General features: G+C 58.1%; 11 protein-coding genes and 1 tRNA gene. All 12 read right to left on the bottom strand.

What is annotated here, in order from left to right:
• Positions 1–83: 83 nt before the first annotated feature.
• The 12 genes from fusA to Q1W26_RS11290 all read right to left on the bottom strand — a co-directional run bounded on the left by fusA (position 84) and on the right by Q1W26_RS11290 (position 15,267).
• Positions 84–2,177: an elongation factor G gene (gene fusA, locus Q1W26_RS11345; protein WP_300439935.1), complete on the bottom strand. Its 2,094-nt coding sequence runs from the start codon at positions 2,175–2,177 to the stop codon at positions 84–86.
• 114 nt (positions 2,178–2,291) lie between these two features.
• Positions 2,292–2,765 carry a 30S ribosomal protein S7 gene (gene rpsG / locus Q1W26_RS11340; RefSeq protein WP_300439933.1) on the bottom strand — a complete coding sequence of 158 codons (474 nt, stop codon included), beginning with the start codon at positions 2,763–2,765 and terminating at the stop codon, positions 2,292–2,294.
• A 33-nt stretch (positions 2,766–2,798) separates the two neighbouring features.
• Positions 2,799–3,176 carry a 30S ribosomal protein S12 gene (rpsL, locus tag Q1W26_RS11335; protein WP_079432645.1) on the bottom strand — a complete coding sequence of 126 codons (378 nt, stop codon included), beginning with the start codon at positions 3,174–3,176 and terminating at the stop codon, positions 2,799–2,801.
• A gap of 139 nt (positions 3,177–3,315) precedes the next feature.
• Complete coding sequence (rpoC, locus tag Q1W26_RS11330) at positions 3,316–7,518, bottom strand: DNA-directed RNA polymerase subunit beta' (protein ID WP_300439932.1); 4,203 nt, start codon at positions 7,516–7,518, stop codon at positions 3,316–3,318.
• A gap of 44 nt (positions 7,519–7,562) precedes the next feature.
• Positions 7,563–11,693 (bottom strand): DNA-directed RNA polymerase subunit beta, encoded by a 4,131-nt coding sequence (gene rpoB / locus Q1W26_RS11325; RefSeq protein ID WP_300439930.1) that lies wholly within the window; start codon positions 11,691–11,693, stop codon positions 7,563–7,565.
• Positions 11,694–11,893: 200 nt separating this feature from the next.
• Positions 11,894–12,265 carry a 50S ribosomal protein L7/L12 gene (gene rplL, locus Q1W26_RS11320; protein ID WP_300439928.1) on the bottom strand — a complete coding sequence of 124 codons (372 nt, stop codon included), beginning with the start codon at positions 12,263–12,265 and terminating at the stop codon, positions 11,894–11,896.
• A gap of 50 nt (positions 12,266–12,315) precedes the next feature.
• Positions 12,316–12,819, bottom strand: coding sequence for a 50S ribosomal protein L10 (rplJ, locus tag Q1W26_RS11315; protein ID WP_300439927.1), 504 nt, complete (start codon positions 12,817–12,819; stop codon positions 12,316–12,318).
• 228 nt (positions 12,820–13,047) lie between these two features.
• On the bottom strand, positions 13,048–13,749 hold the full coding sequence (gene rplA / locus Q1W26_RS11310; RefSeq protein ID WP_300439925.1) for a 50S ribosomal protein L1: 702 nt from the start codon (positions 13,747–13,749) through the stop codon (positions 13,048–13,050).
• Positions 13,750–13,751: 2 nt separating this feature from the next.
• Positions 13,752–14,183, bottom strand: a complete 432-nt coding sequence (gene rplK / locus Q1W26_RS11305) for a 50S ribosomal protein L11 (protein ID WP_300439923.1) — start codon at positions 14,181–14,183, stop codon at positions 13,752–13,754.
• A gap of 100 nt (positions 14,184–14,283) precedes the next feature.
• Entirely contained in the window at positions 14,284–14,817 is a 534-nt protein-coding gene (gene nusG, locus Q1W26_RS11300; RefSeq protein ID WP_300439921.1) for a transcription termination/antitermination protein NusG, read from the bottom strand.
• Entirely contained in the window at positions 14,814–15,167 is a 354-nt protein-coding gene (gene secE, locus Q1W26_RS11295) for a preprotein translocase subunit SecE (protein WP_300439919.1), read from the bottom strand. Before secE ends, nusG begins: the two co-directional genes overlap by 4 nt.
• 24 nt (positions 15,168–15,191) lie before the next feature.
• A tRNA-Trp gene (locus Q1W26_RS11290) sits at positions 15,192–15,267 on the bottom strand.
• Positions 15,268–15,379: the final 112 nt, after the last annotated feature.

The following is a 15,379-nucleotide window of genomic DNA, read 5'->3' as shown; positions in this document are numbered from 1 at the left end:
CAATCGTGCCGACGTTTACGTGCGGCTTCGTCCGTGCAAATTTTTCCTTAGCCATTTTTCAGCTTCCTAAGTTGTAGTGACGATTATTTCTTGTTGATCACAGCTTCTGCGACGTTTTTGGGAGCTTCACTGTAATGCTTGAACTCCATCGAGTACGTAGCACGTCCTTGCGACAGGGAGCGCAGCTGGGTCGCGTAGCCGAACATTTCAGCCAGCGGCACCTCGGACTTGATCTCTTTGATACCACCAGGAAGATCATCCATACCCTGAACGATGCCACGACGACCCGAGAGATCCCCCATGACATTACCCATGTAATCCTCTGGCGTTTCAACCACAACAGCCATCATGGGCTCAAGCAGAACGGGACTCGCCTTGCGCATTGCATCCTTGAAGGCCATAGACGCAGCCATCTTGAAGGCGTTTTCGTTCGAGTCCACATCATGGTAGGAACCATCGAACAACGTCACCTTCACATCCACGACGGGGAAGCCAGCAAGCACGCCATTCGGCAAGGTTTCCTGAAGGCCCTTATCCACAGCCGGAATATATTCACGAGGCACCACGCCGCCCTTGATCGCATCGACGAACTCGTAACCCTTACCGGTTTCATTCGGCTCAAGCCTGATCCAGACATGCCCGAACTGACCACGACCGCCAGACTGCTTAACGAACTTGCCTTCTTGCTCGACCGTCTTGCGAATTGCTTCGCGATACGCAACCTGCGGCGCACCAACGTTAGCCTCAACGTTGAATTCACGCTTCATGCGATCAACGATGATTTCAAGGTGCAATTCACCCATGCCAGAAATAATGGTCTGGCCGGACTCTTCATCGGTACGAACGCGGAAGGACGGGTCTTCAGCAGCAAGGCGACCAAGAGCAAGGCCCATTTTTTCTTGGTCAGCCTTCGTCTTCGGCTCAACAGCTACGTGAATAACCGGGTCAGGGAAAATCATCCGCTCGAGAATGATCGGCGCGGACGGATCACACAGGGTTTCGCCAGTGGTTACATCCTTGAGACCAACACAAGCCGCGATATCGCCAGCCAGCACTTCCTTGATTTCTTCACGATCGTTCGCGTGCATCTGCAGCAGACGACCGATCCGCTCCTTCTTGCCCTTGATCGAGTTCAGAACGGTAGAGCCGGACTCAAGCACACCAGAATAAACACGGATAAACGTCAGCTGGCCAACAAAGGGGTCGGTCATCAGCTTGAACGCGAGAGCGGAAAACTTCTCGCTGTCGAGAGCGTGCCGTACAACTTCCTTTTCATCATCATCCACACCAGCAACAGGCGGAATATCAACCGGCGAAGGCAAGTACTGGATAACGGCGTCCAGCATCCGCTGCACACCCTTGTTCTTGAAGGCCGTACCGCAGAGCATGGGCTGGATTTCGCAAGCCAGCGTACGCGCACGAATGCCCGCAATGATATCTTCCTCGGAGAGCGAGCCACCCTCGAGATACTTGTCCATCAATTCTTCAGAAGCCTCAGCCGCAGCCTCGACCATCTTTTCACGCCACTCTTCCGCAACACCGACAAGCTCCTCGGGGATTTCACGGAAATCAAACTTCATGCCCTGGGAGGCTTCATCCCAGAAAATGGCCTTCATCTTCAGCAGGTCGATGACACCGACAAAGGTGTCCTCGGCGCCGATCGGCAGCACGACGGGAACCGGGTTGGCGCTCAACCGGGTCTTCATCTGCTCAACAACCTTGTAGAAGTTGGCACCGGAACGGTCCATCTTATTCACGAAGGCAAGACGAGGAACCTTGTACTTCGTAGCCTGACGCCACACGGTTTCAGACTGAGGCTGAACACCGCCCACCGCGCAGTAAACCATGCAGGCACCATCAAGCACGCGCATCGAGCGCTCAACTTCAATGGTGAAGTCGACGTGCCCCGGAGTGTCGATGATATTGAAGCGGTGCTCCGGATAGGACTGATCCATCCCCTTCCAGAAACAGGTCACAGCAGCCGAAGTAATGGTGATACCACGCTCCTGCTCCTGAGCCATCCAGTCGGTCGTCGCCGCACCGTCGTGCACTTCACCCAGCTTGTGGCTGACGCCCGTGTAAAAAAGGATCCGCTCGGTGGTTGTCGTCTTCCCGGCGTCGATGTGTGCGGAGATACCGATATTGCGATAGCGCTCGATAGGAGTCTTGCGTGCCACAGTCCTAACCTTGCCTTCCTGAGTTTGCGAAGTCTTGAATGCAACGACTTCGTACTGATGCTTTACAAATAAATCGAGCCCCTTTCAGGGCCCGACTTCGATTACGCCTGAAAATCAGAAGCGATAGTGCGAGAAAGCCTTGTTGGCTTCCGCCATGCGGTGCACTTCTTCGCGCTTCTTCATCGCAGAACCGCGACCTTCTGCAGCCTCAAGCAACTCACCGGCAAGGCGCTGAGCCATGGACTTTTCGGAACGCTTGCGGGCAGCTTCGCGCAGCCAGCGCATCGACAGCGCCATACGGCGGGCGGGGCGCACTTCAACCGGAACCTGATAGTTAGCACCACCAACACGGCGGCTCTTAACTTCAACAACCGGACGCACGTTGTTCAGTGCAGCGGAAAAGACCTCAAGCGGGTCCTTGCCGTTGCCTTTGGCAACAATGGTCTCGAATGCGCCATATACGATACGCTCAGCAACAGATTTCTTGCCGCTTTGCATGATCGCATTGATAAATTTGGACACGTCCTGGCTACCGAATTTCGGATCGGGCAGAACTTCGCGCTTTGGTACGTCACGACGACGGGGCATATTTGACTCTCGCTATTCTCTGAATGCCGACAATTAAGACTTCTTCGGGCGCTTGGCACCGTACTTGGAACGGGACTGCTTCCGATCCTTGACACCTTGCAGATCGAGACTGCCGCGAACGATGTGGTAACGCACACCCGGCAAGTCCTTGACCCGGCCACCGCGAATGAGAACAACAGAGTGCTCCTGAAGGTTGTGACCTTCACCGCCGATGTACGAGATAACCTCGAAACCGTTGGTCAGACGAACCTTGGCCACTTTACGCAGCGCTGAGTTCGGCTTCTTCGGAGTCGTGGTGTAAACACGGGTGCAGACGCCCCGCTTTTGCGGGCATGCCTCGAGAGCGGGAACCTTGCTCTTGGAAACAGGCGCCTGCCGGCCCTTACGAACGAGTTGATTAATTGTTGGCATAGCTAAGAATTTCCCAAAACACCGCGACAGCCCACACGGACTGCCGCAGATGGTTATTCCGGCTGCGACTGACTACGATTGGCCAGTCCGCAAAAAGAGGCCGGAGTATATCTTCCTCGTCAAGCTTTCGTCAACCGGCTTACTGCGCGTTTTCGGTTTCCGAGCTTTCTGTCCGCGGAGCCCAGGCATGCCCTTCACCGAGATCTTCGCCCATCATCTGGGACTTGCGATTTCGATGGTAAGCAAGACCGGTACCCGCCGGAATCAGACGGCCGACGATTACGTTTTCCTTCAGACCGCGGAGCTCATCGCGCTTGCCGAGAATTGCTGCTTCGGTCAATACGCGAGTGGTCTCCTGGAAGGATGCTGCGGAGATGAAGGAGTCGGTCGACAGGGATGCCTTGGTGATACCCAGCAGCAGGAAGTTGTAGCTGGCGGGCAACTTTCCTTCGGCATTGACCTTGTCGTTCTCGTCGAGCACTTCTGCACGCTCGACCTGCTCTTCACGGATGAAGCCCGTATCGCCCGGGTCGGTGATGACCACGCGACGCAGCATCTGGCGAACGATCACCTCAATGTGCTTGTCGTTGATCTTCACGCCCTGCAGTCGATAGACGTCCTGCACTTCGTCAATGATGTAACGGGCAAGTGCCTCGACGCCCTGCAAGCGCAGGATGTCGTGCGGATCAGCGGGGCCGTCCACAATCAGCTCGCCCTTATTCACCACCTGGCCATCGTGCACCATGACGTGCTTGTCCTTGGGAATCAGGAACTCGTGAACCGTGCCATCCGGTTCAGTGATCACGAGACGCTGCTTGCCCTTGGTGTCCTTGCCGAAGGAGACAGTACCCGTAACCTCAGCCAGAACGCCCGCATCCTTCGGAGCACGCGCTTCAAACAACTCGGCCACACGCGGCAGACCACCGGTGATGTCGCGAGTCTTGGCGGACTCCTGAGGAATACGCGCCAGCACATCGCCCACAGAGACCTGCTGGCCGTCCTTGACGGTAATCAGTGAGCCAACCTGGAAGGTGATGGACACGGCGTGCTCGGTACCTGCAATCCGCACCTCTTCCCCGGTCTCGGTGAACAACTTGACCTGGGGACGCACGCCCTTCGAAGTGCTCGCACCACGACGCTTCGCATCGATGACGACAAGCGTGGACAAGCCAGTCACTTCGTCGATCTGCTTCGCGACGGTGACGCCCTCCTCCACGTTCTCGAACTTCACGATACCGGCGTACTCGGTGATGATCGGGCGGGTGTGCGGATCCCACGTGGCGAGCTGCGTGCCAGCCTTGATGGATACACCTTCATCCACAGCCAGCGTCGCACCGTAAGGAATCTTGTGACGTTCGCGCTCACGACCCAGGTCGTCGACAACCACGACTTCGGCGGATCGGGAAATCACGATCTTCTCGCCCTTCGCGTTGGCAACGTAACGCATGTTCTGCGTAAAGCGGATGACACCGGCAGACTTCGCCTCGACATCGCTCGCGGCGGCAGCCCGGGATGCGGCACCACCGACGTGGAAGGTACGCATGGTGAGCTGGGTACCCGGCTCGCCAATCGACTGGGCGGCGATGACGCCGACAGCCTCGCCGGCATTGACCAGCGAACCACGACCGAGATCGCGGCCATAACACTTGGCGCACAGGCCATAACGGGTTTCGCAGGACAGCGGCGTGCGCACGCGCACTTCGTCAATCCCTTCAGCCTCGATCATGTCGACCATATCCTCGTCGAGCATGGTGCCCGCTTCGATGAGGGTTGCCTGGTTCTCCGGATGAACGACATCGTCCACGAGCACGCGGCCAAGGATACGGTCACGCAGCGGCTCGACAACTTCACCACCTTCAACCAGCGCCTTCATCAGGAAGCCGCTCTTGGTACCGCAGTCATCTTCAATGACGACCAGATCCTGGGTCACATCCACCAGACGACGCGTCAGGTAACCCGAGTTCGCGGTCTTCAGTGCCGTATCTGCCAGACCCTTACGGGCGCCGTGGGTCGAGATGAAGTACTGGAGAACGTTCAGACCTTCGCGGAAGTTGGTCGTGATCGGCGTCTCGATGATCGAACCGTCCGGTTTGGCCATCAGACCGCGCATACCGGCCAGCTGACGAATCTGGGCAGCGGAACCCCGTGCGCCGGAGTCAGCCATCATGTAGATGGAGTTGAAGGACTCCTGCTTGACGGTATCGCCATGACGATTGACGACATCTTCCTGACCAAGCTGGTCCATCATCGCTTTCGCGACCTGGTCACCGGCACGACCCCAGATATCGACGACCTTGTTGTAGCGCTCGCCGTCCGTCACAAGACCGGAGGTGTACTGCTGGGCGATTTCCTTCACTTCCTGCTCGGCTGCGTGAATCAGCGGGTGCTTGAGTTCCGGCACCAGCATGTCTTTCACGGCAATCGAGATGCCCGCGCGCGTTGCCAGACCGAAACCGGCCTGCATCAGCTTGTCGGCAAACACGACCGTGGCCTTGAGGCCGCAGCGCCGGTAGGACGCATTGATCAGCTTGGAGATCTCCTTCTTCTTCATCGGCTTCTGCAGCACGCTGAAGGGGAGTCCTGCCGGCAGGATCTCCGAAAGGATCGCACGCCCGACGGTCGTCTCGTGACGGGTGATCTTCTCGATGGCTTCGCCATCCTCCGAGAGGTCGTACTCCTTGAGACGCACGATCACCTTGGCGTGCAGCGAAACCTGACCGGATTCGTAGGCACGCTTGACTTCACCGACGTCGGCAAAGGCCATGCCTTCACCCTTGGCGTTCACGCCTTCACGGGTCGCGTAATACAGGCCCAGCACGATATCCTGGGAGGGCACGATGATCGGCTCGCCGTTCGCCGGGGACAGCACGTTGTTGGAGGCCAGCATCAGCGTGCGGGCTTCCATTTGTGCCTCAAGGGACAGCGGAACGTGAACAGCCATCTGGTCGCCGTCGAAGTCGGCGTTGAACGCAACGCAAACCAGCGGGTGCAACTGAATGGCCTTGCCTTCGATGAGGACCGGCTCGAAAGCCTGGATACCCAGACGGTGCAGCGTCGGCGCACGGTTCAACATGACCGGATGCTCGCGGATCACCTCTTCGAGGATGTCCCAAACCACCGGCTCCTGGCTCTCGACCATCTTCTTGGCCTGCTTGATGGTCGTTGCGAGCCCCATCAGTTCAAGCTTGTTGAAGATGAACGGCTTGAAGAGTTCAAGCGCCATCAGCTTCGGCAAACCGCACTGGTGCAGCTTGAGCTGCGGACCCACGGTGATCACCGAACGGCCGGAGTAGTCAACCCGCTTGCCGAGCAGGTTCTGACGGAAGCGGCCGCCCTTGCCCTTGATCATGTCGGCAAGAGACTTGAGCGGACGCTTGTTGGCGCCGGTCATAGCTTTGCCGCGACGACCGTTGTCGAGCAGCGAATCGACCGACTCCTGCAGCATCCGCTTTTCGTTGCGGACGATGATTTCCGGCGCCTTCAGTTCGAGCAGGCGCTTCAGACGGTTGTTGCGGTTGATTACGCGACGATACAGATCGTTCAGGTCAGAGGTGGCAAAACGACCACCATCCAGCGGAACGAGCGGACGCAGATCCGGCGGCAGAACCGGAAGGACTTCCAGGATCATCCAGTCCGGCTTGATACCGGAGGACTGGAAGGCTTCCAGCACTTTCAGGCGCTTGGAAATCTTCTTGATCTTGGCTTCCGAACCGGTGGTCTCGAGCTCGGAACGCAACTTCTCGACTTCGTGCGGCAGATCGAGGCTGCGCAGCATCTCGCGGATGCCCTCAGCACCCATCAGCGCGATGAAGTCGTCGCCGTATTCCTCGACCTTGGCCAGATAGTCGTCTTCAGACAGGATCTGGGCACGGTTCATCGGCGTCATGCCGGGATCGGTGACCACGTAGGCTTCGAAGTACAGCACGCGCTCGATGTCGCGCAGGGTCATGTCGAGCACCATGCCGAGACGGCTCGGCAGGCTCTTCAGGAACCAGATGTGGGCAACAACCGAGGCCAGCTCGATGTGCGCCATGCGCTCGCGGCGAACCTTCGACAGGGTCACCTCGACGCCGCACTTTTCGCAGATCACACCGCGGTGCTTCAGGCGCTTGTACTTGCCGCACAGGCACTCGTAGTCCTTGACCGGTCCGAAAATCTTCGCACAGAAGAGGCCATCACGTTCCGGCTTGAAGGTCCGGTAGTTGATGGTTTCGGGCTTCTTTACTTCACCATAGGACCAGGACCGGATCGTCTCCGGGGACGCCAGACTAATCGTGATGGCGTCGAACTCTTCCTCGTTCGGCAGGCTTTGCTTGAATAGATCAGCGAGCAAACTTTTCATCAATCACTCCATCCAGTATGGGCACGCATCGTCGAACCTGCCGCTCAATAGCGGTCCAGGTCGATGTCGATGGCCAGAGAGCGAATTTCCTTGACCAGCACGTTGAAGGATTCCGGCATGCCGGCATCGATCTTGTGCTCGCCCTTGACGATGTTTTCGTACACTTTGGTCCGGCCGGTAACGTCATCCGACTTGACCGTGAGCATTTCCTGCAGCGTGTAGGCGGCACCGTAGGCTTCCAGCGCCCAGACTTCCATTTCCCCGAAACGCTGACCGCCGAACTGGGCCTTGCCCCCCAGCGGCTGCTGGGTAACAAGGGAGTACGGGCCGGTAGAACGCGCGTGCATCTTGTCATCGACCAAGTGGTGCAGCTTCAGCACATGCTTGTAACCAACGGTAACCTGACGCTCGAAGGGTTCGCCCGTGCGGCCATCAACCAGATTCACCTGACCGCCGGACGGCAGACCAGCCAGTTCGAGCATGCCCTGGATCTCGGACTCCTTGGCTCCATCGAAAACCGGCGTTGCGAAAGGCACGCCCTTGCGCAGGTTCTGCGCCAATTCGAGGACTTCGGTGTCGTTGAACTCGTTCAGCTGTTCGGGCTTGCCACTTCCGTTATAGATCTCTTCCAGGAAGCCGCGCACTTCATCGGCAGTCGCCTTGGCACGCATCATCTTGTCGATCTTGTTGCCGAGACCCTTCGCAGCCCAGCCGAGGTGAGTTTCGAGCACCTGACCGATGTTCATCCGTGACGGAACGCCCAAGGGGTTCAGCACGATGTCCATGGGCGTACCGTCTTCCATGTAAGGCATGTCTTCGACGGGAACGATCTTGGAAACCACACCCTTGTTACCGTGACGACCGGCCATCTTGTCGCCAGGCTGAAGGCGACGCTTGACCGCCAGGTAGACCTTGACCATCTTCTGCACACCCGGGGGCAGCTCATCGCCCTGGGTGAGCTTCTTCTTCTTGGCTTCGAAAGCCAGGTCGAAGTCCTTGCGGGTCTTTTCGAGGGACTCGCGGACCGACTCCATCTGGGCGGCGAGGGTCTCGTCGGCCATACGGATATCGAACCACGTGTAGTGCTCGAGGCCTTCCAGATACTCCTTGGTGATGGGCGTGCCCTTGGCGAGACGACGGGGACCACCATTGGCAGGCTGACCTGAGATCATCCGCTCGATACGCTCGAAAGCGTCGCGCTCCACGATCCGCATCTGGTCGGCGAGGTCGGTCTTGAAGCCACGCAGCATGTCGTCGATGATCGACTGGGCACGCTTGTCGCGCTCGATGCCTTCACGGGTAAACACCTGAACGTCGATCACGATGCCGTTCATGCCGGAAGGCACGCGCAGCGAGGTGTCCTTAACGTCGGAAGCCTTCTCGCCGAAGATGGCGCGCAGCAGCTTCTCTTCGGGCGTCAGCTGGGTTTCGCCCTTGGGCGTAACCTTGCCCACGAGCACGTCGCCCGCCTCGACTTCTGCGCCGATATAGACGATGCCGGACTCATCCAGGCGGGACAACTGGGCTTCACCGAGCGACGCGATATCGCGGGTGATTTCCTCGGGTCCGAGCTTGGTGTCACGGGCAACAACGGTCAGCTCTTCGATGTGGATCGAAGTGAAACGGTCGTCAGCCACCACGCGTTCGGAGATCAGGATCGAGTCTTCGAAGTTGTAGCCGTTCCACGTCATGTAGGCGACCAGCATGTTCTGACCCAGAGCAAGCTCACCCATGTCGGTGGAGGCACCGTCGGCGATCACGTCGCCACGGGACACCACGTCGCCAACCTTGACGACCGGACGCTGGTTGATGTTCGTGTTCTGGTTCGAACGGGTGTACTTGATCAGGTTGTAGATATCGACACCGACCTCGCCAGCAACCGTTTCCGCGTCATGCACGCGAATCACGATGCGGTTGGCGTCGACATAGTCCACAACACCGCCACGCAGAGCCTGCTCAGCGGTGCCCGAGTCCACCGCCACGGTGCGCTCGATGCCGGTACCGACGAAAGGCTTCTCGGGACGCAGACAGGGAACGGCCTGACGCTGCATGTTCGCGCCCATCAGCGCGCGGTTCGCGTCGTCGTGCTCAAGGAACGGAATCAGCGAAGCAGCCACCGATACGATCTGGCCAGGCGCGATGTCCATGTACTGAACGGTATCCGCGGTCGCGAGCGTGAATTCACCCTTATTACGGCAGGAAACCAGATCACCGGTCAGCTTGCCGGTGGCATCCACTTCGGCGTTCGCCTGGGCGATGACGTACTGGCCTTCTTCGATCGCCGACAAAAAGTCGATCTGTTCGGTGACGGAACCGTCAGTAACCTTGCGGTACGGCGTCTCAAGGAAACCGTACTGGTTGGTGCGGGCAAACAGCGCCAACGAGTTGATCAGACCGATGTTCGGACCTTCCGGCGTCTCGATAGGACACACGCGACCGTAGTGGGTCGGGTGGACGTCGCGGACTTCAAAGCCGGCACGCTCACGGGTCAGACCGCCCGGTCCAAGAGCCGAAACACGGCGCTTGTGGGTGATCTCCGCCAGCGGGTTGGTCTGGTCCATGAACTGGGACAGCTGGCTGGAACCGAAGAACTCCTTGATCGCGGCGCTGATCGGCTTGGCATTGATCAGGTCGTGCGGCATCAGGTTGTCGCTTTCGGCCTGGCCAAGACGCTCCTTCACTGCCCGTTCGACACGCACCAGACCGGCACGGAACTGGTTTTCAGCCAGTTCGCCCACCGAACGGACACGCCGGTTACCAAGGTGGTCGATGTCGTCGATTTCACCACGGCCATTGCGCAACTCGACGAGCACGCCGACAACGGCAAGCACGTCGTCATTGGACAGCGTACCCGGGCCTTCGCCACCCTTGGGGCCAACGGTCGCGTACAGGCGCTTCTGCCAGTCGGGAGCCTTGTCGTCGAGCTTCTCGGGATAGGCTCGACGATTGAACTTCATGCGACCGACAACCGACAGGTCGTAGCGCTCCGGCAGATAGAACAATCCCTGGAACAGGGCTTCGACAGCATCTTCCGTGGGCGGCTCGCCCGGACGCATCATGCGGTAAATCGCCACCCGCGCGGCCCACTGGTCGGCGGTTTCGTCGACTCGCAGGGTCTGGGAGATGTGGGAACCACGATCCAGATCGTTCAGATAGAGCGTCGTGAACGTGGTGACACCCGCATCGCGGAGCTTGTCGAGGACGTCCTCGGTGATCTCCTCGTTCGCGCGAGCAACAAGCTCACCGTCAGGACTCACCACATTGGTGGCGAGAACGCGGCCCAGCAGGAAGTCGTCGGCAACGGACACCATCTCGATGCCGGCAGTGGCCAGTTCACGGATGTGCTTGGCGGTAATCCGCTTATCCTTGGTCACAATGACCTTGCCGGACGCGTCGACCACGTCGAACTTGGCCATTTCGCCGCGCAGGCGATCGGGAACGAGTGCGAACTGGGCGCCATCCTCTTCGAGCGTGAAGTTCTCGAAGTCGTGGAAGGTCGAGAGGATTTCTTCCGGCGTCATCCCGATAGCCTTGAGCAGGATGGTGACCGGCATTTTGCGACGACGGTCGACGCGGAAATACAGGTAATCCTTCGGGTCGAACTCGAAGTCCAGCCAGGAGCCGCGGTAAGGAATGATCCGTGCCGAGAACAGCAGCTTTCCAGATGAGTGGGTCTTGCCTCGGTCATGCTCGAAGAACACGCCGGGAGACCGGTGCAGCTGCGAGACGATTACCCGCTCGGTGCCGTTAACCACGAAGGAGCCGTTGTTGGTCATGAGCGGAATCTCGCCCATGTACACTTCCTGCTCCTTGACTTCCTTGATGGTCTCCTTGGCAGCTTCCTTGTCCAGGATCACCAGACGGACACGAGCACGCAGGGGTGATGCGAAGGTCAAGCCGCGCTGCTGACATTCCTTCACATCGAAGGCCGGCTCACCGAGGTTAAATTGCACGAATTCCAGCCGAGCGTTGCCGCTATGGCTGGAAATCGGAAAAATGGAATTGAAGGCAGCCTGAAGGCCCTGGTTTGCCCGTGCTGCAGGCAGCGTTTCCGCCTGCAGAAAGGACGCGTAGGATTCAAGTTGAGTGGCCAGCAGATAAGGCACATTCTTTACGGCTGCGCGCTTGGCGAAGCTTTTACGGATGCGCTTTTTCTCGGTGTAGGAGTACGCCATAGATGCTCCGGGTCAGAGAAGTCGGACGTCAGAAGACAAAAGACAGCATTTCGGACACTTGATTCAACGCGTTCCGCGCTTTAATCTGCATCGAACGCTCTTTTTTGTCGTCTATGTCCAAACTTTTATAAACAGCAGAAAACAGAAAGCACAAAAGGGCCGATGCCGAAATGGCATCAGCCCCCTGTACGAAGCCGGAATTACTTGACTTCGACCTTGGCGCCTGCGTCTTCAAGTTGTTTCTTGAGCGCGTCGGCATCAGCCTTGGAAATGGCTTCCTTGACAGCCTTCGGAGCGCCGTCAACCAGATCCTTGGCTTCCTTGAGGCCCAGGCCGGTCACTGCACGAACGACCTTGATGACTTCAACCTTCTTGTCGCCGGCAGCCAGCAGCATGACGGTGAATTCGGTCTGCTCTTCAACCACAGCAGCAGCAGCGGCGCCAGGAGCAGCCACAGCCATCGAAGCGGCGGAAACGCCAAACTTCTCTTCGAACGCCTTGACCAGGTCGTTCAGGTCCATAACCGTCATTGCGCCAACGGCTTCGAGGATGTCGTCTTTGGTAATTGCCATCTCAAAATACTCCAAATCTAATTTCGTACGAGTTACCTGGAACCGACCAATCAGGCGGCTGCGGCTTCTTCTTCACGTTTTTTGGCCAGCGCAGCCATTGCACCAGCAAAGCTCGATACCGGAGCCTGCATGACGCCAAGCAGCGTGGAAAGCAGTTCTTCGCGGCTCGGAATCGACGCCAGGGCTTGCACACCAGCCTTGTCGAGTACCTTCCCTGCGTAAGAGCCAGCCTTCAGCACCAGCTTGTCGTTGGTTTTGGCGAAATCGCTCAGAACCTTCGCTGCAGATACCGGATCGGCCGAAATGCTGTAAATCAGCGGGCCGGTCATTTGTTCCGCCAAGCCTGCGAACGGCGTATCAGCCACTGCACGGCGTGCCAGGGTGTTCTTCAGCACACGCAGATAAACGCCAGCATCACGAGCCTTGGCACGCAGCACGGTGAGGTTACCCACCTCGATCCCTGCGTACTGTGCCACGACGATTGTCTGGGCGTTTGCTACTTGCGCCGACACCTCGGCCACTACGGCTTTTTTGTCGTCGAGATTCAGACTCAAGGTCTTTCCTCCTATCAAGTCAACACGCGATGAAATCTTCATCGCACCTACGGCGACCTGGATCAGGAGCTTTGCGCACCGTTCGAAAACGAAACGCGGAAATCCTGTCTGGGACACCGTCTACGCAGGTTTTCGTTGATTAAGCAGCAAGGCTTTCACCTGGCTGCACCTGCGGTCTTTGACGATCCGGATGGCTTGCTTTTACGCCAGCCATCCGGCCCAAAGTTCTTACTGCTGGCCGCTTGCGGTAGCGGGTTCCACGCGGACACCGGCGCCCATCGTGGACGACACGGCAACCTTGCGCAGATAAACACCCTTGGAAGCGGCCGGCTTGGCCTTGACCAGAGCATCGATCAGGGCCGCAACGTTCTGCTGAAGCGCTTCGACGGAGAAAGATGCACGACCCACGGTAGCGTGAATCAAACCACCCTTGTCGGTACGGTACTGAACCTGACCGGCCTTGGCATTCTTCACCGCGGTGGTGACATCCATGGTCACGGTGCCGACCTTCGGGTTCGGCATCAGGCCGCGGGGGCCAAGGATCTGACCCAGTGCGCCAACGACGCGCATGGCGTCCGGAGTGGCGATGCACAGGTCGAAATCGATGGTGCCACCCTTGACCTGCTCGGCCAGATCGTCAAAACCGACGACATCTGCACCTGCAGCGCGGGCAGCCTCAGCCTTGTCGCCCTGGGCGAACACGGCAACACGAACCGACTTGCCGGTGCCGGCCGGCAGAACCACGGAACCGCGAACGAGCTGGTCGGATTTCTTGGCATCAACGCCGAGATTGACGGCCACATCGATGGACTCGTCGAACTTGGCGGTTGCACATTCCTTGACCAGCGCCAGCGCATCGGTCAGGGGATAAACCTTGTTGCGATCAACTTTGGCACGCAGGGCCTGAACGCGCTTGGACAATTTCGCCATGATTACATGCCTTCCACGGTGATGCCCATGCTGCGTGCGGAGCCAGCAATGGTACGAGCGGCGGCGTCGAGGTCCGCTGCAGTGAGATCCTTCATCTTGGCTTTGGCGATTTCTTCGCACTGAGCCTTGGTGATCTTGCCAACCTTGTCGGTATGGGGCTTCGGGGAGCCCTTCTGGATGCCGGCGGCCTTCTTGATCAGAATGGTTGCGGGCGGCGTCTTCATGATGAAGGTGAAGCTCTTGTCCGCAAACGCAGTGATCACGACCGGAATCGGCAAACCGGGTTCAAGCCCTTGAGTCTGGGCGTTGAACTCCTTACAGAACTGCATAATGTTCAGGCCGCGCTGACCAAGAGCCGGACCGATCGGGGGACTGGGGTTGGCCTTGCCAGCAGGAACCTGCAGCTTGACGTAACCAATAATCTTCTTTGCCATTAGGCAACTCCTTTTTGAGTTCTAGCGCGCGACTTTTACGCCGCGCTCCTCTTTGCCCTATCGGGCGCAAAACGGGGTGCGTAATCGCACCCCACGGCGATCAGGTTTTCTCGACCTGACCGAAATCCAGCTCAACCGGCGTAGCACGACCAAAAATCGTAACCGACACGCGAATCTTGCTCTTTTCGTAGTTCACGTCTTCGACGGAACCATTGAAATCGGTAAATGGGCCTTCCTTGACCCGAACCATCTCGCCAACCTCGAACAGCACCTTCGGACGCGGCTTATCGACGCCATCCTTCATCTGCTGCATGATCTTGTCGACTTCCTTCTCGGAAATCGGGGTCGGCTTGTTCGCAGTACCACCCACAAAACCGGTAACCTTCGGCGTTGACTTGATGAGATGCCACGTATCGTCGTTCATCTCCATTTCCACCAGCACATAACCGGGGAAGAACTTGCGTTCGGTGATGCTTTTCTGACCGTTCTTCATCTCGATCACTTCTTCGACCGGAACGAGAATCTGGCCAAACAGATCCTGCATGCCATCACGCGCAATACGCTCGACGAGCGCGCGCTGGACCGACTTTTCGAAGCCGGAATAGGCGTGAACTACGTACCAACGCTTGCTCATGATTTTTTCCAGCCCAGAATCAGATCATAAAGAGCCCATTCGAGCGTCTTGTCGGTTACCCACAAGAAGACCGCCATGATCACGACGAACGCAAAAACAATTCCGGTAGTCTGGAAGGTTTCCTTGCGCGACGGCCACGAGACCTTTTTGGTTTCGGCAACGGTATCGTTGGCAAATATGGCAAACCGCTGCCCGGGCTCGGTTTTCCAGGCCACGGCAGCGCACAGCGAGACCCCCGCCAGAACAGAGAGGACACGGAGAACCATCGCTTGCTCGGAGAGCAGATAGAAGCCCACAACGCCAGCCACCAGAATAACCAGTGCTAGCGCAAACTTGATTTTGTCGGCCATTAAAACGTAATTCCGATTGAAGCGTGGCAGGGGCAGAGGGAATCGAACCCCCAACCTTCGGTTTTGGAGACCGACGCTCTGCCAGTTGAGCTATACCCCTGCAGCAGAGACTACAGGCCACCTCGCGGGGAGCGAGGCGTCCCGAGTACGACTATCGATATTACTCGATAACCTTGGCAACGACACCGGCGCCGACGGTACGACCGCCTTCA

The sequence above is a fragment of the Zoogloea sp. genome, assembly GCF_030157465.1.
In the GTDB taxonomy this organism is placed as follows: Bacteria; Pseudomonadota; Gammaproteobacteria; order Burkholderiales; family Rhodocyclaceae; genus Zoogloea.
The sequence above is the reverse complement of the archived record's forward strand: the minus strand, read 5'-3'. Positions and strand labels throughout refer to the sequence as shown.

Excerpts from the sequence above, each read along its gene's own strand:
- nusG (WP_300439921.1), bottom strand. The coding sequence starts at position 14,817 with ATGAGCAAGCGTTGGTACGTAGTTCACGCCTATTCCGGCTTCGAAAAG.
- secE (WP_300439919.1), bottom strand. The coding sequence starts at position 15,167 with ATGGCCGACAAAATCAAGTTTGCGCTAGCACTGGTTATTCTGGTGGCT.
- rpoC (WP_300439932.1), bottom strand. The coding sequence starts at position 7,518 with ATGAAAAGTTTGCTCGCTGATCTATTCAAGCAAAGCCTGCCGAACGAG.
- rpsG (WP_300439933.1), bottom strand. The coding sequence starts at position 2,765 with ATGCCCCGTCGTCGTGACGTACCAAAGCGCGAAGTTCTGCCCGATCCG.
- rplK (WP_300439923.1), bottom strand. The coding sequence starts at position 14,183 with ATGGCAAAGAAGATTATTGGTTACGTCAAGCTGCAGGTTCCTGCTGGC.
- rpsL (WP_079432645.1), bottom strand. The coding sequence starts at position 3,176 with ATGCCAACAATTAATCAACTCGTTCGTAAGGGCCGGCAGGCGCCTGTT.
- rplA (WP_300439925.1), bottom strand. The coding sequence starts at position 13,749 with ATGGCGAAATTGTCCAAGCGCGTTCAGGCCCTGCGTGCCAAAGTTGAT.
- rpoB (WP_300439930.1), bottom strand. The coding sequence starts at position 11,693 with ATGGCGTACTCCTACACCGAGAAAAAGCGCATCCGTAAAAGCTTCGCC.
- rplL (WP_300439928.1), bottom strand. The coding sequence starts at position 12,265 with ATGGCAATTACCAAAGACGACATCCTCGAAGCCGTTGGCGCAATGACG.